This window comes from Fictibacillus sp. B-59209 (assembly GCF_036216745.1).
Taxonomy (GTDB): domain Bacteria; phylum Bacillota; class Bacilli; order Bacillales; family Fictibacillaceae; genus Fictibacillus_C; species Fictibacillus_C marinisediminis.
The window spans coordinates 263002-284270 of the sequence record NZ_JARMMC010000005.1; the positions used below are offsets into that span (position 1 = coordinate 263002).

Below are 21269 nucleotides of genomic sequence, written 5' to 3' on the forward strand. Positions count from 1 at the left end.
CTCCTTATGTGTTTGATTCTAAGGGGACATTTGCAGTCTTACTTTTTTATCTTGCAAGTATTGTGCCAATCTGTTTAATCAATGTCATATTTCTGCATTTTTCGAACGACGGAAGGCTGGCTGATCCCTAGCGCCTCTGCAATCTGTACGGTAGTTTTATAGTCTCTGCGCGCTCTTTGCAGCATCTGTTTTTCCACATCCTCTAACACTTCTTTCAGAGGCTTTGACAGATTGGAGGGGGGAGCAGGGATAGAATGAGAGGCTTTTATGTAATCGGGAAGATGTTCGGTTGTAATAAGCGTGGCGGGGGAAATGACAACAAGGCGTTCTATGAGATTAATAAGTTCACGGACATTTCCTTTCCAGTCATATTGAAGAAAATGGTGGAGAACCGCTTCATCGAGCCGTTTTTCCCGTTTATATTTTTCTTGAAAAACATCGAGTACATAGTGGATTAAAGGGATGATATCTTCAGGTCTTTTTCTGATCGGTGGAATGGTTAATGGAACAACGTTGAGCCGGAAATACAAATCTTCACGGAACGTTCTTTCTTGAATGGCCTTGAGAAGATCCTTATTGGTCGCCGAGATCAGTCGGAAATCGACGGAGATCGGCTTTGTTCCTCCTACTCTGTAAAACTGTTTTTCTTGTATACACTTCAATACCTTCACCTGGTGGGCAAGAGGCAGTTCGCCGATTTCATCCAGAAATAAAGTGCCTCCATCAGCCAGTTCAGCCAGTCCCAGCTTTCCTTTCCGATTCGCTCCTGTAAAAGCCCCTGCTTCATATCCGAAAAACTCAGCCTCAAATAAGTTCTCAGGAATTGCTCCGCAGTTCACTTCAATAAACGCTCCCTTATTCCGGCTGCCTTTGTTATGAATAAATTTTGCGATCAGCGATTTGCCGACGCCTGATTCCCCTAGCAGCAGGACGTTCACATCTACTTCTGCTACTTGGAGGGAAGTGGTGATGACGTTCTTCATCTCTGTGCTGTTGGCAATAATGCCGCTGTCGTAAAGCTGGCGGCTGCGCAATAGATCCAGCTCGCTTTTTACCCGTTCCATTTCTCCCTCCATCGTCTGAAGGAACTTCTTCAGCTCCAGCAGCTCTGTCACATCATGCGAGTAGCTGACCACTCTATATATTTTTCCGTTCTCATCAAGCACAGGGATGCCGGTCACAAGCAATTTCTTTCCGGTATTTGTCGTCTGAACGAACGTGATTTTTTTCTTTTCCTTCAGAACCATAGGGGTAGCGATCGGGGTAAACATGCCTTTTGCTGCCAGGTCATAGACTGATTTGCCGAGCAGACTTTCAGAGGATACTCCGTATACTTTTCCAGTCGCCTCGCTCACTTTTAAAATGGTACCATCAAGATTAGTAACGAGAATATCATCCTGAAGAGAATGGAGGATTGCTTCATTTTCATTCCATGGTTGAGATGCCATGCTTATCACCCTTTTTATTCAAATGTGAATAATTATTTATTTCTGAATATTATAACGGAAGAAATGAAGCCTGCCAACCTAGGTTTTTTCTTGATGGTATAGGCAATAATCAGCACTGCCGACATACAATAAAAAATATGACCAGCAGAACGTATAAAAATAATGGCAACATCATTCCAATACCTTCAAAAATTAACTAAAATAGAAAGTAAAAAGCAGACACTGCAGGCAAGAAGAATGGGATGGAGTGAAGATGATGGATTATATTGTGTATGATCTGGAAATGACGAACAGGTTATCGGAAATTATTGAGATTGGCGCCGTACGGGTGCGTATGGCAAATGGGGAACTAGCAGTGACTGACCACTTTCAATCCTTTGTTCAGCCTAAGATGGATATTTTAAATACGAGAATTACTAACCTGACAGGAATTACGAAGAAAGATTTGATCAATGCCCAGCCGTTTACGGCGGTCATTAAAGAGTTTAGGGATTGGATCGGTGAGGGAGAGTATTATCTGTGCTCCTGGGGGCCGGAAGATAAATGGGCGCTGATTACAGATTCCACGTTCCACAACACTCCGATTGATTGGATCATCAATCACAATGACCTTCAATTTTTGTTCAGTATTCTCCATGACAGTGAGAAGGGCTTCCGCTACGGCCTGTCCCGTGCTTTGAACAAGCTTCAAATTTCTCTGGATGGTTCTCAGCACAGGGCATTGGACGATGCCATGAATACTGCGAAGATTTTTGTTTCCATCCATAAAGACATCAAGCTTGAGAAGAATCCGAATTCTTTCTTGGAGTCGAAAATCTTCGAACCTGAGAAGCTGGTTTATCAGTCCAAGGATGAGGAGGAGGATGGAGTACAATCTCCGTTTGCCTCGCTTTCTAAATTATTTGGATAAAACAAAACGTTTTCGGGAACTATATTTATAAAACTTTGGTCATCAACATTTTCTCTCTTAATAGGACAATAAGTTGATAAAAACGACAAGATACGACATGACCAATAGGAAAAAGGGTCCGGTAATCCAGAAAAAGTAAGATATGTCGTCATTTGACGAAATGTTTTTGTAGGAAAATGACCTCATATCTTTAATAATAAAGTGGAGGGGGTGATAAAGTTGGAATCCACATATTATATAACGAACAAAAACAACCAACTTTTAGAGCTTATTAATACCATTGACTATATGGCGAGTGAAGCCACAGTTGAGGAGTTAGACTGTATCGTTAAATTAAAGGAAGAATTAATCGCGAAAGACGGCATCCATGTATCACCGGATCAATATAACAGTATCATCTCCATACTTTTAAAATTTGTGCCAACTTACATAAAAGATGTTTGTTAACCTGCAGGAGAAAGTTGCAGGTTTTTATATGAAATAGGAAAAGAAGGACCAGCAGAAAATGCTGGTCCTTCTTTCATTTATTTTTATAAGGAATTAGCCAAAAAAGCGATAACGGCGATGGCTCCTATAATGATAAGAATGGTGCGGATCATTGCTGTTTGTCCTCCCTATAGGTTGTTAATTATGAATCCTACAACGACAATAATTCCGATAATTAATAAGATAGTGCGTATCACTTCTTCAGTTCTCCTTTACTTCTGCTTTTTGTCTTTTTCTTTTTGCGTATCTGTATCAACGGATTCCCGCTGTTCGATTGCGCCTTGTTCAAACATATCTTTTATATCTTTCTTAGTTTCTTTCTTTCCATTTTCATTTGATTTCTTCTCATTGTTTTCCACTTGTCATCCCTCCTAAGTTCATTTATTAACGTACCCTGTGTTTCGTTTTATAAACATTCGGGCTGCTTAAAGAAGGACAATCACTTATCTTGAATTTTTTTCTAAAAAGTGGATAACAATCTTTCAAGATAGGGAAGCTTGTAAGAGTTGGTGCTACTCCCCTGTTGGAGTAATAATTGAAAAACTCAGTTTTTGTCGAATTGTGCTATAATAGTTACTGTTGAAAATTTCTGATGATTAGGCGGTGTTTATGATGAACAACAACCAAGAGAAGTCCTCATCCTTTGTTCCCTATGTTCCCTCATCACGTTCATTGCCGGAACTTACCATGGTTGCTATCATTTTTGGTATTATTTTAGCCATTGTTTTCGGTGCAGCCAATGCGTATTTGGGACTTAAAGTTGGATTGACTGTTTCTGCTTCTATTCCTGCAGCGGTTATATCCATGGGTGTACTTAGAGGGATTTTCCGAAGAGATTCCATCTTGGAAAACAACATTGTACAGACTATGACAACCGCAGGGGAAGCGATTGGAGCAGGCGCTGTGTTTACCCTGCCGGCATTCTTCCTGCTGGATATTAATCTTTCTCAGACCGTTATTATTTTTATCGTACTGACAGGGGGCCTTCTTGGGGTTTTTATGATGGTTCCTTTACGGCAGATGCTCATTGTCAAGGAGCATGGAAATCTTCCTTATCCTGAAGGAACGGCTTGTGCCGAGGTTCTAAAATCAGGAGAAAAGGGGGGAGCCAATGCCAAAACGGTCGCCATCGGGTTTTTGTTCGGCGGACTTGTAAAGGTTTTAGGTGACGGTTTCATGCTTTTTAAAACAGAAATCGAAACTCAGATCGGAAAGCTAAAAAATACGGTAGTTGGTATGGATATCTTCCCGGCATTGCTCGGTGTGGGCTATATTATCGGTCCACGGATTGCCGGACAGATGCTGGCAGGCGGACTCCTTGCCTGGATCGTGTTAATTCCGGCGATCGCCTTTTTTGGTGCGGACAGCACTGCGGCGATCTTCCCTGCGGAAGATCCAATCGGGAAACTAGATGCTTGGGGTATCTGGGACAACTATATTAAGTACATTGGTGCTGGTGCGGTAGCTGTAGCCGGACTGATTACACTGCTTAAAACGTTGCCGACTCTAATCTCCACAGCATCCAAAACCGTGAAAGGTTTATCAGATGGTGCAGCAGGGGGAGGCATTGAGCGTACAGATAAAGATATGCCGTTCCGTTATGTCATCTTAGGAATTGTTGCGCTAGTGATCATTATTGGTGCAGCACCGATTACAAACGTTGGATTTATCGGGGCAATCGCTATTGCGATATTTGGCTTCTTGTTTGTTGCCGTAGCTTCAAGAATCGTGGGAATTGTCGGTAGCTCCTCGTCTCCTGTTTCAGGAATGACGATTGCTACATTATTAATTGTAACGCTTGTTTATAAAGTAACAGGCTTGCATGGTATGGAAGGGATGAAGGCTGCCTTAACGGTTGCGGCTATCGTTTGTACAGCTCTTGCTGTTGCGGGCGACATCTCTCAGGATTTAAAAACTGGACATCTTGTCGGCGGAACACCTTGGAAGCAGCAGGTGGCCATGATGATCGGTGTTATCGCATCAGGACTTGTGATTGGAGTTATCCTTGTTGTTCTTGATAAATCCTATGGAATGGGTTCACAGCAGCTTCCGGCTCCAAAAGCTGCGATCATGAAAGTACTTGTTCAAGGAATATTTGGCGGAGATCTGCCATGGAGTTTGATCTTTATCGGTGCAGCTGTAGCCATTGTTATTGAGTTCCTTGGCCTCAACTCATTAGTTGTTGCTGTCGGTTTATATCTTCCAATTCATGTATCGGCACCGGTCATGTTTGGTGGAGCGGTACGCTGGCTCGTTGATGTGAAGGCAAAATCAAAAGAAGAACGCCAGGAAAGATCTGATAGAGGTGTTTTGTTTGCCTCAGGGCTGATCGCAGGAGAATCTCTGCTCGGCGTCTTAATCGCAGTGCTTATCTTCTTTAAGGTCAAAATTCCAACGACACCAATGACGGATAATCGATTAATTCCATTTGTGATCTTCTTGTTCGTTTGCTGGCTGCTCTATTGGTTCTCTGCCAGAGCGAAAGTGGATAAAACAAAATAATGGGTCTTTTCATATCACGTAAAAAGACAAAGAAAAACCTTTTAAAGATGATCCCTCAGTTCAAGCAGGGCATTCATACAGAGACACGGAAGGACGATAAGGTATACCTGATGATTCCCCGGACCAATCCTATAGAAAGGCTGTCTATCCGTTTTTTAAAACAGCCTTCGTTCTTTCCGGTCAAGCTCGATGCGCTCGGTACGTTCGTTGCAGCGCAAATCGATGGAACAAAAAAGATCGAGGATATCGCTGCCGGTCTGGAGAGAGCTTTTGGGGAAGAAGCAGCTCCTGTTGTTCCTAGGCTTGCTAAATTTATTGAAATGCTTGAAATGAACGATTGGATCATCTGGAGAGAAGAGAACTAGATTTCTCTTCTCTTTTACTTTTTGCCATGTCTCATATCTTCATCCTTTCATTCATATAAATGAGAAAAAGAAGAGGAGTGAGAATATGGGTTCCTTTGTTCTTGTGCTCGTGCCTGTTTTTTTAGTGTGCGGAGGCGCCGCCCTGCTGATCAGTTCTCTCGTAAAATCTGATACCAGCCGCTATGATATCGATAATTTGTAGGAAGACCGGGAGTATACATCAGATGACTATAATTTGAAGTAGAGAGAACTCCTTAATAAGAGGAGTTTTTTTCTATAAACTTACAAAACCATGTAGCCAACAGGCGCGTAATGGGAAATGATGAATTGGTTATTCGAAATATGCCATGAAACTTGAAAAGATGCCGAATTGCTGTTTTAATGGATTAGCAAAAGGGAACTCAATAACATAGCTGAACGTATGTTTTTTACAGCTTTATGGTTATCAGATAGAGGAGGATTTTTTTGGGGAACCGAAAAAAGGTGATTTATACCCTTAGTGCGGTTGTTATCGCAGCAGCCGTTCTTTTTATCTTTTATTCTGTAAAAAGTCATGAAAAGAATCAGGGGAATGAACAAAAAAAATCACCAAACACACACATTAAACAACCTAGACCAAAACAAATAAGAATTGTCGCGCTTGGTGACTCTCTGACTTATGGGAGAGGAGATCCTCGGCGTAAAGGGTATATCGGCTTAGTCAGACAGGGCATGCAAAAGGAATTGAAGCGCCCGGTCGTGCTAAACAACTATGGGATCAGCGGACAGCGGTCTGACCAGCTGTACAAGCAATTAAGCAATGGAATGGTGTCACGATCCGTGCGCCAGGCGAACTACATCTTCTTGTTTATCGGAACGAACGATTACAGAAAAACGGCGGGGTGGAACTTCAGGAATATTAATCAGAAGGAAATGGCGATCGGTCAGAAGGTTTTGTATAGCAATCTGGAGAAGATAACTGCCGAGCTTAGAAATCAGAATAAGAGGGCACATATTTATATTCTCGGTTTGTATAATCCTTACACGGAAAACTTTTATGATGAGGTATCCTCCCGTGTCATCAAGCGGTGGAACGGATCCATTCAGCAAGTCAGCGCAGAGACACCGAACTCAACTTACATTTCCACCTATGAACTGTTCGCAGGCATTCAAAAACAGAATTATTTCTCAGACTCCATCCACCCGAATCCGAAAGGGTATTACCGGATCGCACAGCGGGTGCTCGGTGAACTGAAACTCAGATAATATTCTTATCATGCAAACCCCCGGACAGGCTTGGCCTATCCGGGGGTTTCTCGCTAGTAAAGCGCTTAGTATTGAGGGACTTTCTATTATGCATCACATACTGTTGGTAAAAGAGACCCTCAAGTGTTAGGCGAAGATCATGCAAATCCCATTCCTCAAAAATATTAGCATCATTGACTAGAAGTACTTATCGTTCTTTAAGTATTAACGCTTGATATCGTTTTCAAGCTTGCCATTCATATCAATCATAAAGCCAATTTCACGGCCAAGGAGCTGGCTTAATTCTTTTGCCTTCTTTTCACTTTCATTCTTGATCTGCTCTATAGTCAACTCACCTTTTAGTCGGGAAGATCCTACAATAATACTTAAATCTCCTTTTTCAAAAAAAACAATTCTCATCGTTCTGCCTCCTATTTAGGAATTTCTGTCTATTCCTTATATATTTCGCCCTAATTAAAAAAGCTGTCGGGGTAAATCTATGATTTAATTTAGGAGCATGACTCTATTCTTCCCCCAAAGATAAAAAGATAAAAAGATAAAAAGAGATTGGTAAAATATTTTTAGCTTGTGAATAAAATCCTCATTCGATTTGTCTTTTTCTTATGCTGTCTTTTTTTCTGAATCAACGTAAAATTTTACCTTTCTGCATAAAAAAGATGGTATCATGATAAATAGGAATTCTTCTGTCAGGGGGAAATAGAGTGGATCAACTTTGGCAACTGATCGTATTAGTGAGTAAGCTGTTATGGGCAAAAGCCGCAGCTGGATTTTTTGCGCTGGGCGTGCTGATTGAAGTTTTGTTTCAAAATTTCTGGGTGCAATTTTCAGCTGCGATTATCATCGGGATGTTAACCGTGAAAATCATTGAGCTTTCCATCCGTTATTATTATTACCATAACTTTGTGCATCGTAAACTAAAAAACAGCCTTGGTTCGCCGGCGGATTTAGATCTTTTTCTGCAAACTTCGATGAAACGTGAGATTTCACGGGGACTGCTGCCGAACTTAAACTATTTGCGCAGCCGGTTAATACAGATGAGGCCGACTGAGCTTCGGCTGTTTCATACGTACTTAAAGACCAACACGAGAACGATGAAGAACGGAAAGGCGGTCGGCTATGCCATTGGGATCCTGATCGGATTGTTTACCAGCTTCGCGATGGATATCCTTCACCTGGAAGGTCTTTCGTTTTCTCAGGAGAGTACAGTAAAAACCGTTCTGCTTCTGCTCGTTTGGTTTGTGATTGCGCATTTGTGGATGAATAAAAGAATCCGTACATTTGCTCAGCTCGACGGCGTTGTGCTGGCCTGTTTAAATGAAAAGCTTCACGATCCGTTTGAACCGGATGAAGAACCGTCTGATGATCCTTATTTTGAAGAAAAAATGATAAAAGAGCATTCCTGAGCGGAATGCTCTTTTATTTTGATACATAGATGTTGTCTTTGATCCAAAAACGATAAGGATAGTGAACCGCCTCTCCTGCATAATCCACGTTAATCCGCGGACCGGAGACAATGTCTTCTTCAGATAAGGTCTTGTATTCTTTCAGGTAAAGATGTTCCGCATTGAGTTTCAGCCCGTAGTCGTTTAACGATATTCCCATCGCTTTGCACAGTTTTCCTGGACCGTTTGTCAGTTTTTTTAATTGTCCAGGTTTCCAGGCTCCGTTTTCCAAGACAGGGATTTTCATGGATCTGCGGTGCATCATTAAGGGAATCCCTTCTTTCGGCTCAAGGGCACGGATCAAGATGGCTTCAGGCTTATGGGGAGGACCGGAAACAATATTAAAGCATGTATGCATGCCGTAAATGAAGTAAACATAAACATGGCCTGGCTCTGCATACATGATCTCGGTTCGCGGCGTTCTTTTGCCTCCAAATGAATGGGCGGCCATATCTTCGGGCCCCATGTAGGCTTCTGTTTCTACGATGATGCCAGAGGCCAGCCCTTCATCTGTTTGATGAACCAGTTCCATTCCTAACAATGTTTTAGCGAGCTTTAGTGTAGGGAGTTCAAATAGTTTCTCATTCATAAGTAATCCTCCAGTACGAAAAACATATGCTTATCCTTTTTATACCCTTATTTTGAATGGAACCCTGTCGTATCTGCAGGTTTGCAATTGTCAGAATTTTGGGTATGTTTTAAGAAGGAAGTTAGAGAGCAAGGTAGAATTCTATAGTGTAAAGACGGGAGGCGTTAATGATGGATGGAAAAGTAAAGAAAACGGGCATCTATGAAAACCTTTCGAAACGACGCTATGAATATTGGTATGTTAGCAAGTCTGGATTGAAGACAATGGTATCTTGGCTGTGCTGGAGTGCTCCTCAATCCGTAGTGGAAGAATGGAGCAATTCGCAGGCTAAATAATGAGTTCCGTTCTATTGAAGAGATTTTTTTGAATCTTGAAAGGAATGCAAAATGCAAAAGCTGGAGAGAACTGTATATAAAAACGAAAGGATACCTGTTCAATGATGAATGTTCCTCAAGGACAATTGCGTCGGGCGGTTGAAAAACGAAAACAGTTTCTTATCCAGAAGTTGCTTCACCATGGCTTTATTCTGCAGGAACACCGGCTTTTGCAAGAATTTACATTGTCCGAATTGGAAAGAGAATGGAGTTCCGTTCAGGGCAAAGACAATGTTAGCATGTAAGGACTTTGGAATTACCATATTTTGAACACGCCGTTTTTCCCTTTATCTCTATATAATAGATGGAGGGAGGGATTTCTATGAATCAACTGTGCGAAGCTGACAAGCTGTTATTGGCAGATCTTGCGTTAACTCAAAAGTATGCGAAAGAACTGGTTCAATCTGAATTGATGGAAATCGAACTCGGTTTAAGAGAAGCGGAAAATGACCGGGTAAAGAAATTGAACGACTTGCTTATGGTATTACATAAAACAGGATATTGAAACGAAAATAACCCCTTTTTATAAGAGAGGGGTTATTTTTTATGAATCGAGCAATCCTTTTCGCCGGGCTTCCATTCTCCATTCCGCTTCTTTTACTAATCTTTTAGGAAGCCTGCCTTTGTTTTTTAGAAATGACCAATAGGTTTTGTACTGTTTGGGCCGCATGTTGGGAGATACTTTTCTTGCATATTCCCACCACGTCAGTTCATTGGATTCTAGCATTATTAAATACAAATCATCTTCTCTTCTCATGCATTTCACTCCTGTTATGATTTGTTTCTATATCTCTCGCTTAGTATGCACAAATCCTCGGATCGTAAATCGTTTGCAACAAATTTAGTTTATGCAAGGGTATTGAAGCGGTACAGGACAATACGGATTTTTTAATATAGAAGGTATTTTAATCTTGGGGTTGAACTTATTAACTATCGTTTGTGAATCAACATAAGAAGATGAAAAAGCAAAGGAGGATGAGGAATGGGACATATTGTGACGTTTGCCTCACTTTTAACGCCTCTAGTGACGGGCTTGGTACAGCTGCTAAAACGTACTTTCCCTATAAAGAAAAGATTCATTCCATTAATCAGCTTTTTCATTGGAATATTTGTCGGAATCCTTGCTTATCCATTTACCGAAATGACGGTTGTTCTTAGAGTATGGTCCGGAGGAATCGCTGGACTTGCCGCTACTGGATTGTATGAACTGGGTAAAAGAAGCTCAGGAAAAGTAAACCGGAAAGCAGGATAGATCGTCTTGCATGATACGACTATAGCCATAGTCGTATTTTTTTGTGTGGGAAGATAGATGTGATTTCAGCAGGAATACAAGGAATAGACGCATAGATGGAGAAATACTGAAACATCTAAAAATGAAAAATTCAGAAAAAGAGGTTTTCCTTTGCTGCATTTAAGGAATGTTTTACTTTAAGTACACATTTTATTAAAAAATACAGGGTGGTGAACCGATGTGAAGTATTATGCAACCAGTTTTTTAATAGCAATGTTGGCTGTTTTTGCTTCTCCAAACTATTTGACAGATTCACCTGGTTCTAAAGGTGAGCCGGTATCATTTATAGAACAGCGTGCTCTGGCAGAGGAAACAACAGCTTCTAAACCGGATGCCAAATTATTATCCCAAGAATTTATTCATAAGCTTACTCCTGAAGTTGATGATCAATATAAAGTGAAAGGTTATTCCAGTAAAGAGGAACTTATTCGTAATTTGAGCCACATCGCTTCTAAAAAAGTAGCAAGCGATTATGTGAATGGAATGTTCGAAGAAAAAAACGGTAAACTGTATATCATACCTACAGATCTTCCTCCGTGGGTGGAGAAAGACAAACCTTATGAGCTGAAGAAATTATCTGATACATCTTATCACCTCATTCAAAAAAATAAGAGTGATTTATATGGGGAGTATAGTATAACACTTGGATTTGAAAAAGTTAATAGCCATTGGGTCATTACTTTTGCTTCCGTGACCTGATGCCAAAAGACGCATGAGATCTCTCATGCGTCTTTTGCCATGTTAAGCATATTGTTGAATTTCTTTCCTATCAAGCATCGCATTCTGATGCTTGAAAGAATCCTCAAGTTTTTTTCAGGAGAATGGATGGGATAGCTGACGACAGTTGGATTCAGCGGATTTTGTGGAAAAAAATGAAGAGCTTGAAAAGCAGACGTGGAAAAGTTCGCTTATCCGCATCTGCTTTTCAATTGGCTCTTCAATCCCATCCCCTGCATTCGCCATTGAGTTACTAAAGATCATTTCATAAAAATGAAACGAAAATAAAATAATAGTCATGAAGTCTTTTATGAGATTGGACAAATGCATGCTTCCTTCTTTACAATGAACATAACCTAGGGATTTGGAGTAACTAAACAATGGAACCGATAATTTTTAAAGATTACTACGATAATACGGTAAAGCTTTCCTTTGAAGATCACCCGTTCTCAAAAGATCCGAAGCACGTCTGGGTGCTGTGCCGTTTCAGAGGCCAATGGCTTTTGACTGAACATCCGCGGCGCGGAATTGAGTTTCCCGGCGGCAAGGTTGAACCTGGAGAAACAGCGGATGAGGCTGCAGTCCGGGAGGTTTTTGAGGAGACCGGAGGCCACGTATCTTCCCTTCACTATCTTGGACAATACAAGGTAGACGGAAAGGGCGGCCTTATTATAAAAAATATTTATTACGCTACCGTAGATAAAATATTGCTGAAAGAGCGCTATTATGAAACAAATGGTCCGGTATTCTTTGAAACGATTCCGGAAACCTTTGAGGGCAGCAGGAAATTCAGTTTCATGATGAAGGATCAAGTGCTGATCCAGAGTCTTCAGCATACAAAAGAAAAATTTTTATAAAATAAAAACAGCAGCTGTATTAGCGGTCTGCTGTTTTTTTGTCTATTGGTTATGATTCACGGTTCTTGATTAATTTCTTTTCAAGTGCCTCAACCAGCTGATACATGACCGTCGCTAGAATTGCAATAATCAGAAGGCTCATCAGTACAAGCGTGAAGTTGAAGACCTGAAACCCATATATGATGAGGTACCCCAGTCCTTCCTTCGATACAAGAAATTCTCCGACAATGACTCCGACCCAGGACAAGCCAACGTTTACTTTTAAGGTAGAGATGATGGCAGGGAAGCAGGCGGGAAGGATGACTTCTTTAAAACACTGAAATTTAGAGCCGCCGAATGATCGAATGACCTTTACATAATTCGGTTCAACATTCGTAAACGACGTGTAGATGACGATTGTGGTAATAATGACTGAGATCAACACACCCATGGCAACGATAGACGAAAGGTTCGGCCCCAGAGCAACAATCAGGATGGGACCGATAGCAACCTTAGGCATGGCATTTAAAATAACCAGGTACGGATCAAGTACTCTTGACAGAAAAGGGAACCACCAGATCAGTGCAGCCAGTGATGTTCCGATCAACGTTCCGAGCAAGAATCCGATGACTGTCTCTGTCAGCGTCATGCCAATATGCACAAATACGCTTCCGTCAGAAATTTTTTCCGCCAGCAAGGCTGCTATTTTTGCAGGGGAACTAAAGAGGAGAGGATCAATCCATTTATGATCCGAGCTGTATTGCCATAAGCCAAAAAATACAACAAAGATGAGAAGCTGTGTAAGTCTGACTTTAATCGTTCTTCTGCGCAAATTCAGTAAGTAGTCGGAGTGGGCTTTATTCAGTATCGTTTTGCTCAATTTGCTCCAACTCCTCCCAAATTTGTTGAAACATGACCGCGTATTCCGGATGCTGTCGAGCTTCGAACGGCAGGCGCTTACGCAGATGGCCGGATACAGGAAACGTTCGGAAGATACGGCCGGGTTTCGTGGAAAACAAGATAATACGGTCGCTCATGGCGATCGCTTCACCGATATCGTGAGTGACAAGAATGGCGGTTTTGCCATGTTCATTGAGCGTAGAGGATACCAGGTCCTCCAGTTTAAGCTTAGTCTGGAAGTCTAGTGCGGAGAAAGGTTCATCCAGCAATAGGATATGGGGATTGGTCGCCAGTGTCCTCACTAAAGCGACGCGCTGCCTCATCCCGCCGGATAATTCGCTCGGATACTTGTCGAGTGTATCGTACAGTCCAATTTCCTTCATAAGAGAAAATGTATAGTGTAGTCGTTCTTCAGTAAGGCAATGCTGAAGCTTCAGCCCCAGCACGATATTATCCTTGATGGTTTTCCAAGGAAACAAGTAATCTTGCTGCAGCATATAACCGATCTTGGGATGAGGTTCTTTAATGATCTGATTTCTTAGTGTAACGGTTCCCGCTGTGGGGTTAAGAAGTCCCGAGATGATGGATAGAAGTGTTGATTTTCCGCATCCGCTCGGTCCAAGAAAAGAAACAAACTCTCCCTCGGAAACAGAGAGAGTGATGTCCTCCAGTGCAGTCGTGGCCGTATGCTTGGAAAAGTAGGTTTGACCAACCGATTTTAATTGTAAGAAGGCCACTGTGATCCCTCCATTATTATTTATGGTTTATTTCGTTGCATCACGGGAAAAAGTGGTGTTAACCAGTTTGTTGTAATCAGCTTTCTTTGGAAGTTCTCCCGCTTCTTTCATAACGGCTTGCAGGTTGCTCCATGCTCCTTCTTCAAGGATCGGATTGACCGCATAGCTGTGCTGTCCTTTATAGCGGTCGACTACCTTTTCGATGAGATCAACCGATGTATCTTCAAAATACGGAGCAATGAGAGTGGCGGTTTCTTTTGCAGAATGTGTTTCAACATACAGCTGGGCTTTATAGAGTGCCTTCGTAAAGCGTTTCAGTACATCTCCGTGTTTTTTTATATAGCTTTGTTTTGACATGTAAGAAGTATAGGGAAGCTTGCCGGATTCTTCACCAAATGACGCAACAACATGGCCGATGCCCTTCTGTTCAAAAAGACTGGCTTGGGGCTCGAACAGCTGTACATAGTCGCCGGTTCCTGAGGCGAAGGCGTTAGCGATATTCGCAAAATCGATGTTCTGGATCAGCTTCACATCTTTATGAGGGTCAATGCCGTGCTTCTTCAAACTGAACTCGCCGGCCATCTGCGGCATTCCGCCTTTTCTCTGTCCGAGAAAGGTACTGCCTTTTAACTGATCCCATGAAAAATAGTTTGGCTTTTTCCTTGCGACCAAAAAGGTTCCGTCCGTTTGAGTCAGCTGTGCAAAGTTGATGACCGGATCACTGGAGCCTTGGGCATCAACGTAAATGGAAGTTTCAGAGCCTACGAGGGCAATATCAGCTCCGTTAGACAGCAGGGTCGTCATCGTTTTATCGCCGCCCCACGTGGTTTTTAAATCGATATCAATTCCCTCATCTTTAAAGAACCCTTTTTCTATAGCAACATATTGGGGAGCATAGAAAATGGAGCGGGTCACTTCGGCAATTCTTACTTTATCGCGTTTTTGCTTTTCGGAGTTATCAGATGAGCATGCCGACAATAGCAGACAGGCAGTGAGAAGCAGTGTTAAGCAGAGCATGATATGAGCTTTTATCCGTTTCAAGCGGTGTGCCTCCTTTATGTTCGAATGAAGTTTTGCATTTCATGTAATACTTTATGTGAGTTGAAAAATTGTGTGTTAGCCTAATGAAAAAAAGGAGGAATGCGCGTTGTTAGGAAGCAGCCTGATCACTCATGCACAACGATTTCCATCACCGCATCCACAGATTACGTTATTCAAGATTACATATAAGAGTGAAGGATTAACCGTAAAAGGGCTGTTAGCTATCCCTGAACATCAGACAAAGCATCTTCCTGGATTTTTATATTTACGGGGAGGGATTAAAAAAGTAGGGATGGTACGGATTCCGAGAATCATCCAGCTTGCTTCACAGGGGTTTGTTGTGATGGCTCCGTTTTATCGGGGAAATGAAGGGGGAGAGGGACGAGAAGATTTCTGCGGGGAAGACCGGTGTGATGCATTTCATGCGTTTGAGGTGCTCCGTTCACTGCCTTCTGTTGATCAGGATCAGCTCCATATCTTTGGGTTTTCCAGAGGCGGTCCAATGGCGTTTTTTACAGCGTTAAAGTTTCCTGAAGCCCGCTCACTCGTCATATGGGGAGGCGTTTCTGACATGGCTCTTACCTATGAAGAACGAGTAGACCTCCGCAAAATGATGAAAAGGGTCATCGGCGGAACACCTGCTAAAAATCCGGAGGGGTATAGAACACGTTCACCTGTATATTTCTGCGAAGAACTTAACGTTCCGCTCTTATTAATCCATGGAAGCCGTGATGAAAATGTTGGAATCAAGCATTCTATAATGCTGAAAGAATGCCTGGAGCCAAAGAAAAACGTAGAAACCTGGTTCTACCCGCAATATACTCATCATTTTCCGCCGCAGGAAAACCGGAAAATAACCTATGCTTTTTGTGAGTGGATGAAAACGCAAAACAAAGAAAAGCCGGAGCTGTCACCTTTGTGACAAGTCCGGCTTTTGTACGTTGAGCATCATTTTTAAAGTGGATTCAAAAAGATCCATCTGTTTTCCGGTACGCATGAGGCCATGGGTCAGACTAATCGCTGAAATGGCTAGCCCATCAAGAAAGCTAATCATGAACCGGCTAATATCATCAGCGGAGGCAATCGGTTTAAACTCACCGGCGTCCACACCCCTTTGGATTAGCACGCTAAAAATACCGGCAGCACCTTCGTATCGTTTTTCGATGTAATCTCTGTTTTCCGGTTTTCGCCAATGCGTAATTCCGTACTCAACGATTGCCGCACTAAAAAGATTTTCCGTATCTTCGTATTCAGCTTTTCTGTAGTCATCCAATATGGTAAGGAGAGTTTTCCAAACGCTTCCATTATTCTTTTGAAGGAGCTCATCCAGCTCCTTGCGGTTATCCTCCATCATTTGTTCCAAAAGAGAAAGAAAGATGTGCTCTTTGTTTGAGAAGTAGGCATAGATCCCGCCCCTGCTAATGGATGTGGCATCCATGATGTCTTTAATAGAGGCAGCTTCATAGCCTTTTTGGGCAAACACTTTTTTAGATGCCATTAAAATTTCACGCTGTCGTTGTTCCTTGTGCTCGTGAGGCACTTTCGGTGACATACTGATCGCTCCGTTCAATCGATTTTCGTAAAAACAATGCCGCTATGCTTATTGTAACAAGTCCAGCGCCAGAAACAATAAATACGGAGATTACTCCGAATTGATTTCCAGCAAATCCGCCAGTCACCGGGCCTATAAGTGTCGCTAGCATTATAATGCTTCCCGTCAGGCCAAATACTCTTCCTGTCATATGAACGGGTGTTAGTCTCTGAACGGCTGTATTGAAAGGGATGAAGATTAAACCTGCGCCTGAGGCAGCTAAGAAGGTTAGCGCAGGAGCCCAGATAAATGGGTGGGGAAGCTGGAGAGAAGCCAGATATCCCATGATCATAAAACCGCCTCCAAGCGAGAAGATACCGATCGTCATCGCCAGCCATGGAGATCTGATCTGCCATTTTGTCAAACATAGGCCGGTCACGAGAAAGCCAACTCCTGAGCAGGTGACCACTAAACCTACCAATGCCGGGCTGCCCGTCTCGAGTAATCGGATCAGAACGGAAAACTGGGCATCCGCCATCTGCAAGATCAACATGGAAACAAACATGAAACCAGTGCCAAACAAAATAAAGCGTACGGTTTTCATATATTGAAAGCCTTCTTTTAAATCTGATATAACAGATCCTTTTGTGCGTTTTTCTTTTACGTGAAGCGGTTTAACACCTGGAAGCACGAACAGCAGCAAAGCGGACAAGAGAAAGCTGGCTGAATCAAGAATAAAAACGCTGCTGATTCCAGCCGTGGTTACTAAAAATCCGCTGATGGCAGGACCGATAATCTTCGTCGCGTCCTGGATGACAGAGCTGATCGAAGCAGCCTGCTGCATATCGTCATCGGACACGATTTCTTTCAGCATGCCGCTTTTGGCGGGAGTAAAAAGAGAGGAGAAGATTCCCAGAAGAATGAGCAGAATGTACACATGCCAAGGCACAGATGCAACGATCAAACCAAGAATAATGATACAGCGGAAAAAATCAGAACAGACCATGATGGTTTTACGGTTCATGCGATCGGCGATCACGCCAGCAACCGGTCCAAGAACCGTCATGGGGAGTCCAAGTGAAATAATGACAAATGACATCTCCAGCGGTGAGGCGTTCCATTTAAAAGCCATCAATGAAAAAATAGCCATGATGCTAAGCCAGTCACCAAGATTGGAAATGACCTGTGCCGACATTAAAAACTTAAAAGATTTATTCTGCCTTAATGTATTACCTGCTTTCTTTTCCATGAGATCACTCCTCGGAATTAAAATGACACTTATGTCGTTATTATAAATGACACAAGTGTCGACTTCAACCTTTTTATGGAAAATAAAAAAACCGCTTCGGCTGGGAAGCGGTTTTAGATGGGTTTTAGTTGATGCTAGTTAGCAAAGCGGTCCTGCACTTTTAATTTCTGCTGGCACATTGTTGAATTTTTCGAAGTTTTCCTTGAACTTACCTGCAAGCTCTTTTGCTTTGCGGTCGTAATCTTCCGGGTTCTCCCAAGTCTTTCTCGGCTGAAGTACTTGATCAGGAACACCTGGGCAATGTACTGGAGTATGCAGTCCAAAAATAGGGTCGGTTATCGTCTCTACAGATTTTAATTCCCCTTGAAGGGCAGCCTGAACCATGGCTCTTGTGTAGGAAAGGTTCATGCGCTTGCCGACACCATATTCACCGCCTGACCATCCGGTATTCACCAGGTATACTTCTACTTCATGATGATCGATTTTTTCTCCAAGCATTTCGGCATATACAGTTGCTTCCAATGGAAGGAACGGCGCACCGAAGCATGTTGAGAAGGTCGCTTGAGGAGAAGTGATTCCTCGTTCTGTTCCGGCGAGTTTGCTCGTGTAGCCGGAAAGGAAATGATACATAGCCTGTTCTTTTGTCAGTTTGCTGATCGGAGGCAATACGCCGAATGCATCAGCTGTCAGGAAGATGATCGTGTTCGGATGACCAGCAACACTTGGCTGGATAATATTCGGGATCGCCTGAATTGGATAGGCAGCCCTAGTATTTTCAGTCAACGTACCGTCGCTATAATCACCTACGCGAGTTTCATGGTCAAGAACGACATTTTCGAGAACGCTTCCAAAACGGATCGCATTCCAGATCTGCGGTTCTTTTTCTTCAGAGAGGTTGATGCATTTTGCATAGCAGCCGCCTTCAATGTTAAAAACACCAGTATTAGCCCAGCCATGTTCGTCGTCACCGATCAATGAACGATGCGGATCAGCAGAGAGCGTAGTTTTCCCGGTACCGGATAATCCGAAGAACAGAGCTACATCGCCTTCTTGCCCGACATTTGCGGAGCAATGCATAGAAAGGATCCCTTTTTCAGGAAGAATGTAGTTCATTACTGAGAAGATGGACTTTTTAATTTCTCCTGCATATTCAGTTCCTCCGATCAATACGATACGCTTCTCAAATGATATAATAATGAAGGTTTCAGAATTGGTCCCGTCTACAGCAGGATCTGCTTGAAATCCTGGTGCAGATACCACGGTGAATCCCGCTTCGATTCCTTTTAGTTCTTCAGCTGTCGGACGGATGAACATTTGGTGGGCAAACAGGTTATGCCAAGCGAATTCATTAATCACCTGAATAGGCAGCCTGTACGCGTGGTCGGCACCAGCGAATCCTTTGAATACAAACAATTCCTCTTTTTGTCCTAAGTAATGAAGTACTTTTTTATAGAGCTGCTCAAATTTCTCTTCGTTAAAGGGCTTATTGATTTTGCCCCAGTTTATTTTATCTTGTGTGCTAGCTTCATCCACGATGAATTTGTCTTCGGGAGAACGTCCAGTATATTTTCCAGTAGTGGCCCTGAGAGCACCGGTTGAAGATAAAATGCCTTCATTTCGGAGCAGCGCCTTTTCAACAAGCATAGGTACAGGTAGATTTTCATGAGTAGCAGCGCTGGATAGAATGTCATCTAAAGTCGTCGTTAAATCAACCGTATTCATGTTCGCAAAACCATCCTTTTAAGAAATATATTTATCATTAATATCGTAAGTAAATTCGAAATTAGTATAACACATTGAAACAAATAATGTATACTATTTTATTTAGCAAATTGTAAATTGGTTCATAAATCAGGCTCTTTGTTTTTAAAAGCATAATCTTTCATTTATAATAGGTACTTAATTCCATTTGAAGGATCGCCCAGACTCCCGCTGGAGAGGGAGAGTATAGCTTTTCAAGTTGACAGGTTTGTCGAACTGCGCTATTATATTTCGGGAACGGCTGCTCTTATTCCGAGTAGGTGGAGGGACAGGCCCTATGAAACCCAGCAACCGACACTTCATCATCACATATCTCTTGTGCAGTGAAGTGAAAAGGTGCTAACCTGCAAGGTGAAAAAACCTTGAAAATAAGAGGTGAAGGCGTAGACATAAGACCTTTTCCCTCGTTTATTTTAGGTCCAGGGAAAGGCTTTTTTTATGTCTTAAAACAGTTTGAACCTGAATATTTTACAAAACAAAGTATCCATATAGGAATGAGTACCGTATCTTATAAAAAAATTGCTCTATGCTTTCAATAGAGAAGGAGGATCTCAATTGTCTAAAAGTCGTCGTCTTTTTACATCTGAATCAGTTACGGAAGGGCATCCGGATAAAATTTGTGACCAAATTTCCGATGCGATCCTGGATGAAATCCTTGCAAACGACCCGAACGCACGTGTCGCTTGTGAAACATCCGTAACGACAGGCCTTGTGCTTGTTGCTGGTGAAATCACCACATCTACTTATGTTGATATTCCAAAAGTCGTTCGCGAAACGATCAAAGAAATCGGCTATGACCGTGCAAAATACGGTTTCGATTCTGAAACATGCGCAGTTCTTACATCCATTGATGAACAGTCTGCGGATATCGCGATGGGTGTTGACCAAGCGCTTGAAGCTCGTGAAGGCTCAATGACTGATGAAGAAATCGAAGCGATCGGTGCTGGTGACCAAGGTCTTATGTTTGGTTATGCCAACAATGAAACACCTGAACTTATGCCGCTTCCGATCTCTTTGGCACACCGCCTGTCCCGCCGATTGGCTGAAGTGCGTAAAACCGAAGAAGTTCCTTACCTTCGTCCGGATGGTAAAACTCAAGTAACGGTGGAATATGATGAGGATGACAAACCGGTTCGTATCGATACGATTGTTATCTCCACTCAGCACCATCCAGAAATTACACTTGAGCAAATTCAAGCCGACATTAAAGAACAAGTCATCAAGCCTGTTGTACCTGCAGAATTGATCGACGAAAACACAAAATACTTCATTAATCCGACTGGCCGTTTCGTTATCGGCGGACCACAAGGTGATGCTGGATTAACTGGCCGTAAGATCATTGTTGATACGTATGGCGGATATGCTCGCCACGGTGGTGGAGCATTCTCCGGTAAAGATGCAACTAAAGTTGACCGTTCTGCAGCGTACGCCGCTCGTTACGTAGCGAAAAACATCATTGCTTCCGGACTTGCTGACAAAGTAGAAGTTCAGCTTGCATATGCAATCGGTGTAGCACAGCCTGTATCGATCGCAGTCAACACATTCGAAACAGGAAAAGTTTCTGAAGAAGTATTGGTTGATCTTGTGCGCCAAAACTTCGACCTTCGTCCTGCGGGAATCATTAAAATGCTTGACCTTCGCCGTCCAATCTACAAACAGACAGCGGCATACGGACACTTTGGCCGTACAGACGTTGAGCTTCCTTGGGAAAAAACAGATAAAGCAGAAGCACTTAAAGATCAAGCAAACGCGTAATATTAAGAAAAACCGGCCTTTGGGCCGGTTTTTTTAGTTTTTAGTCGTTTGTAAAGGTTTTGGTTTAGCAAATGGGTAGAGGGAAATCTT

Annotated in this window: 25 protein-coding genes and 1 riboswitch; of the genes, 14 read left to right on the top strand and 11 right to left on the bottom strand. The window is 42.5% G+C overall.

The window, feature by feature from the left end:
- Positions 1 to 74: 74 nt before the first annotated feature.
- Positions 75 to 1448, bottom strand: coding sequence for a sigma-54 interaction domain-containing protein (locus tag P4361_RS03735; protein WP_328088348.1), 1374 nt, complete (start codon positions 1446 to 1448; stop codon positions 75 to 77).
- A gap of 253 nt (positions 1449 to 1701) precedes the next feature.
- On the opposite strand from P4361_RS03735, the gene P4361_RS03740 reads away from it, so the two are divergent.
- Positions 1702 to 2358: a 3'-5' exonuclease gene (locus P4361_RS03740; protein ID WP_053357467.1), complete on the top strand. Its 657-nt coding sequence runs from the start codon at positions 1702 to 1704 to the stop codon at positions 2356 to 2358.
- A gap of 219 nt (positions 2359 to 2577) precedes the next feature.
- Positions 2578 to 2805 carry a hypothetical protein gene (locus P4361_RS03745; protein WP_053357468.1) on the top strand — a complete coding sequence of 76 codons (228 nt, stop codon included), beginning with the start codon at positions 2578 to 2580 and terminating at the stop codon, positions 2803 to 2805.
- Positions 2806 to 3056: 251 nt separating this feature from the next.
- Here the strand turns inward: P4361_RS03745 and P4361_RS03750 are convergent, their stop codons facing one another.
- Positions 3057 to 3203, bottom strand: coding sequence for a hypothetical protein (locus P4361_RS03750; RefSeq protein WP_156316345.1), 147 nt, complete (start codon positions 3201 to 3203; stop codon positions 3057 to 3059).
- Between the two features lie 253 nt (positions 3204 to 3456).
- On the opposite strand from P4361_RS03750, the gene P4361_RS03755 reads away from it, so the two are divergent.
- The 3 genes from P4361_RS03755 (at position 3457) to P4361_RS03765 (ending at position 6956) form a co-directional block, all read left to right on the top strand.
- Positions 3457 to 5346 (top strand): OPT family oligopeptide transporter, encoded by a 1890-nt coding sequence (locus tag P4361_RS03755; protein ID WP_425590223.1) that lies wholly within the window; start codon positions 3457 to 3459, stop codon positions 5344 to 5346.
- Positions 5346 to 5711 (top strand): PqqD family protein, encoded by a 366-nt coding sequence (locus tag P4361_RS03760; protein ID WP_256226350.1) that lies wholly within the window; start codon positions 5346 to 5348, stop codon positions 5709 to 5711. The genes P4361_RS03755 and P4361_RS03760 overlap by 1 nt, the downstream gene beginning before the upstream one ends.
- A 465-nt stretch (positions 5712 to 6176) precedes the next feature.
- Positions 6177 to 6956 carry a GDSL-type esterase/lipase family protein gene (locus P4361_RS03765; RefSeq protein WP_328088350.1) on the top strand — a complete coding sequence of 260 codons (780 nt, stop codon included), beginning with the start codon at positions 6177 to 6179 and terminating at the stop codon, positions 6954 to 6956.
- 204 nt (positions 6957 to 7160) lie between these two features.
- Here P4361_RS03765 and P4361_RS03770 read toward each other — a convergent pair whose 3' ends face one another.
- Complete coding sequence (locus P4361_RS03770; protein WP_053357472.1) at positions 7161 to 7355, bottom strand: hypothetical protein; 195 nt, start codon at positions 7353 to 7355, stop codon at positions 7161 to 7163.
- A 302-nt stretch (positions 7356 to 7657) separates the two neighbouring features.
- Here P4361_RS03770 and P4361_RS03775 point away from each other — a divergent pair, with 302 nt between their 5' ends.
- Positions 7658 to 8359, top strand: a complete 702-nt coding sequence (locus tag P4361_RS03775; RefSeq protein ID WP_091003742.1) for a hypothetical protein — start codon at positions 7658 to 7660, stop codon at positions 8357 to 8359.
- 13 nt (positions 8360 to 8372) lie between these two features.
- Here the strand turns inward: P4361_RS03775 and P4361_RS03780 are convergent, their stop codons facing one another.
- On the bottom strand, positions 8373 to 8987 hold the full coding sequence (locus P4361_RS03780; RefSeq protein WP_328088351.1) for a DNA-3-methyladenine glycosylase: 615 nt from the start codon (positions 8985 to 8987) through the stop codon (positions 8373 to 8375).
- A 167-nt stretch (positions 8988 to 9154) separates the two neighbouring features.
- On the opposite strand from P4361_RS03780, the gene P4361_RS03785 reads away from it, so the two are divergent.
- The 3 genes from P4361_RS03785 (at position 9155) to abbA (ending at position 9866) form a co-directional block, all read left to right on the top strand.
- Positions 9155 to 9322: a hypothetical protein gene (locus P4361_RS03785; protein WP_156316348.1), complete on the top strand. Its 168-nt coding sequence runs from the start codon at positions 9155 to 9157 to the stop codon at positions 9320 to 9322.
- A 101-nt stretch (positions 9323 to 9423) separates the two neighbouring features.
- Positions 9424 to 9606, top strand: coding sequence for a Fur-regulated basic protein FbpA (locus P4361_RS03790; protein ID WP_053357475.1), 183 nt, complete (start codon positions 9424 to 9426; stop codon positions 9604 to 9606).
- A gap of 77 nt (positions 9607 to 9683) precedes the next feature.
- Positions 9684 to 9866: an antirepressor AbbA gene (abbA, locus tag P4361_RS03795; protein ID WP_053357476.1), complete on the top strand. Its 183-nt coding sequence runs from the start codon at positions 9684 to 9686 to the stop codon at positions 9864 to 9866.
- Positions 9867 to 9905: 39 nt separating this feature from the next.
- On the opposite strand, the gene P4361_RS03800 is transcribed toward abbA, so the two are convergent.
- Positions 9906 to 10118, bottom strand: coding sequence for a hypothetical protein (locus P4361_RS03800; RefSeq protein ID WP_053357477.1), 213 nt, complete (start codon positions 10116 to 10118; stop codon positions 9906 to 9908).
- 225 nt (positions 10119 to 10343) lie between these two features.
- Between P4361_RS03800 and P4361_RS03805 the strand changes: the two genes are divergently transcribed.
- From P4361_RS03805 to ytkD, 3 genes are all read left to right on the top strand, one after another.
- The gene (locus P4361_RS03805; RefSeq protein WP_091003747.1) at positions 10344 to 10613 is read left to right on the top strand and encodes a holin; all 270 of its coding nucleotides are present in this window, start codon (positions 10344 to 10346) and stop codon (positions 10611 to 10613) included.
- Between the two features lie 219 nt (positions 10614 to 10832).
- Positions 10833 to 11351: a hypothetical protein gene (locus P4361_RS03810; protein ID WP_248253488.1), complete on the top strand. Its 519-nt coding sequence runs from the start codon at positions 10833 to 10835 to the stop codon at positions 11349 to 11351.
- Between the two features lie 398 nt (positions 11352 to 11749).
- The gene (ytkD, locus tag P4361_RS03815) at positions 11750 to 12226 is read left to right on the top strand and encodes an RNA deprotection pyrophosphohydrolase (protein ID WP_091003750.1); all 477 of its coding nucleotides are present in this window, start codon (positions 11750 to 11752) and stop codon (positions 12224 to 12226) included.
- A gap of 49 nt (positions 12227 to 12275) precedes the next feature.
- On the opposite strand, the gene P4361_RS03820 is transcribed toward ytkD, so the two are convergent.
- From P4361_RS03820 to P4361_RS03830, 3 genes are read right to left on the bottom strand one after another with little or no spacing between them, the layout of a single operon-like run.
- Positions 12276 to 13043, bottom strand: coding sequence for an ABC transporter permease (locus tag P4361_RS03820; RefSeq protein WP_375162202.1), 768 nt, complete (start codon positions 13041 to 13043; stop codon positions 12276 to 12278).
- 19 nt (positions 13044 to 13062) lie between these two features.
- Positions 13063 to 13842, bottom strand: a complete 780-nt coding sequence (locus P4361_RS03825) for an ABC transporter ATP-binding protein (protein ID WP_053357482.1) — start codon at positions 13840 to 13842, stop codon at positions 13063 to 13065.
- Between the two features lie 27 nt (positions 13843 to 13869).
- Positions 13870 to 14859 (bottom strand): ABC transporter substrate-binding protein, encoded by a 990-nt coding sequence (locus P4361_RS03830; RefSeq protein WP_248254702.1) that lies wholly within the window; start codon positions 14857 to 14859, stop codon positions 13870 to 13872.
- Between the two features lie 145 nt (positions 14860 to 15004).
- Between P4361_RS03830 and P4361_RS03835 the strand changes: the two genes are divergently transcribed.
- Complete coding sequence (locus P4361_RS03835) at positions 15005 to 15805, top strand: alpha/beta hydrolase family protein (RefSeq protein ID WP_328088439.1); 801 nt, start codon at positions 15005 to 15007, stop codon at positions 15803 to 15805.
- Here P4361_RS03835 and P4361_RS03840 read toward each other — a convergent pair.
- From P4361_RS03840 to pckA, 3 genes are all read right to left on the bottom strand, one after another.
- On the bottom strand, positions 15794 to 16435 hold the full coding sequence (locus tag P4361_RS03840; RefSeq protein ID WP_328088352.1) for a TetR family transcriptional regulator: 642 nt from the start codon (positions 16433 to 16435) through the stop codon (positions 15794 to 15796). The genes P4361_RS03835 and P4361_RS03840 overlap by 12 nt on opposite strands.
- A complete protein-coding gene (locus P4361_RS03845) occupies positions 16389 to 17663 on the bottom strand; it encodes an MFS transporter (protein WP_328088353.1) in 1275 nt (424 codons plus the stop codon). Before P4361_RS03845 ends, P4361_RS03840 begins: the two co-directional genes overlap by 47 nt.
- A 138-nt stretch (positions 17664 to 17801) precedes the next feature.
- Positions 17802 to 19385 (bottom strand): phosphoenolpyruvate carboxykinase (ATP), encoded by a 1584-nt coding sequence (pckA, locus tag P4361_RS03850; protein ID WP_328088354.1) that lies wholly within the window; start codon positions 19383 to 19385, stop codon positions 17802 to 17804.
- Positions 19386 to 19668: 283 nt separating this feature from the next.
- A riboswitch (SAM riboswitch) is annotated at positions 19669 to 19799 on the top strand.
- 180 nt (positions 19800 to 19979) lie between these two features.
- Here pckA and metK point away from each other — a divergent pair.
- Complete coding sequence (metK, locus tag P4361_RS03855; RefSeq protein WP_328088355.1) at positions 19980 to 21179, top strand: methionine adenosyltransferase; 1200 nt, start codon at positions 19980 to 19982, stop codon at positions 21177 to 21179.
- The last annotated feature ends 90 nt before the right edge of the window (positions 21180 to 21269 follow it).

Bases quoted from the DNA above. Each gene is read 5' to 3' on its own strand.
- abbA (WP_053357476.1), top strand. From the start codon at position 9,684: ATGAATCAACTGTGCGAAGCTGACAAGCTGTTATTGGCAGATCTTGCG.
- ytkD (WP_091003750.1), top strand. From the start codon at position 11,750: ATGGAACCGATAATTTTTAAAGATTACTACGATAATACGGTAAAGCTT.
- P4361_RS03805 (WP_091003747.1), top strand. From the start codon at position 10,344: ATGGGACATATTGTGACGTTTGCCTCACTTTTAACGCCTCTAGTGACG.
- P4361_RS03755 (WP_425590223.1), top strand. From the start codon at position 3,457: ATGAACAACAACCAAGAGAAGTCCTCATCCTTTGTTCCCTATGTTCCC.
- P4361_RS03770 (WP_053357472.1), bottom strand. From the start codon at position 7,355: ATGAGAATTGTTTTTTTTGAAAAAGGAGATTTAAGTATTATTGTAGGA.
- P4361_RS03760 (WP_256226350.1), top strand. From the start codon at position 5,346: ATGGGTCTTTTCATATCACGTAAAAAGACAAAGAAAAACCTTTTAAAG.
- P4361_RS03840 (WP_328088352.1), bottom strand. From the start codon at position 16,435: ATGTCACCGAAAGTGCCTCACGAGCACAAGGAACAACGACAGCGTGAA.
- P4361_RS03845 (WP_328088353.1), bottom strand. From the start codon at position 17,663: ATGGAAAAGAAAGCAGGTAATACATTAAGGCAGAATAAATCTTTTAAG.
- P4361_RS03800 (WP_053357477.1), bottom strand. From the start codon at position 10,118: ATGAGAAGAGAAGATGATTTGTATTTAATAATGCTAGAATCCAATGAA.
- P4361_RS03740 (WP_053357467.1), top strand. From the start codon at position 1,702: ATGATGGATTATATTGTGTATGATCTGGAAATGACGAACAGGTTATCG.
- P4361_RS03790 (WP_053357475.1), top strand. From the start codon at position 9,424: ATGATGAATGTTCCTCAAGGACAATTGCGTCGGGCGGTTGAAAAACGA.
- P4361_RS03780 (WP_328088351.1), bottom strand. From the start codon at position 8,987: ATGAATGAGAAACTATTTGAACTCCCTACACTAAAGCTCGCTAAAACA.
- P4361_RS03785 (WP_156316348.1), top strand. From the start codon at position 9,155: ATGATGGATGGAAAAGTAAAGAAAACGGGCATCTATGAAAACCTTTCG.
- P4361_RS03830 (WP_248254702.1), bottom strand. From the start codon at position 14,859: ATGCTCTGCTTAACACTGCTTCTCACTGCCTGTCTGCTATTGTCGGCA.
- pckA (WP_328088354.1), bottom strand. From the start codon at position 19,385: ATGAATACGGTTGATTTAACGACGACTTTAGATGACATTCTATCCAGC.
- P4361_RS03735 (WP_328088348.1), bottom strand. From the start codon at position 1,448: ATGGCATCTCAACCATGGAATGAAAATGAAGCAATCCTCCATTCTCTT.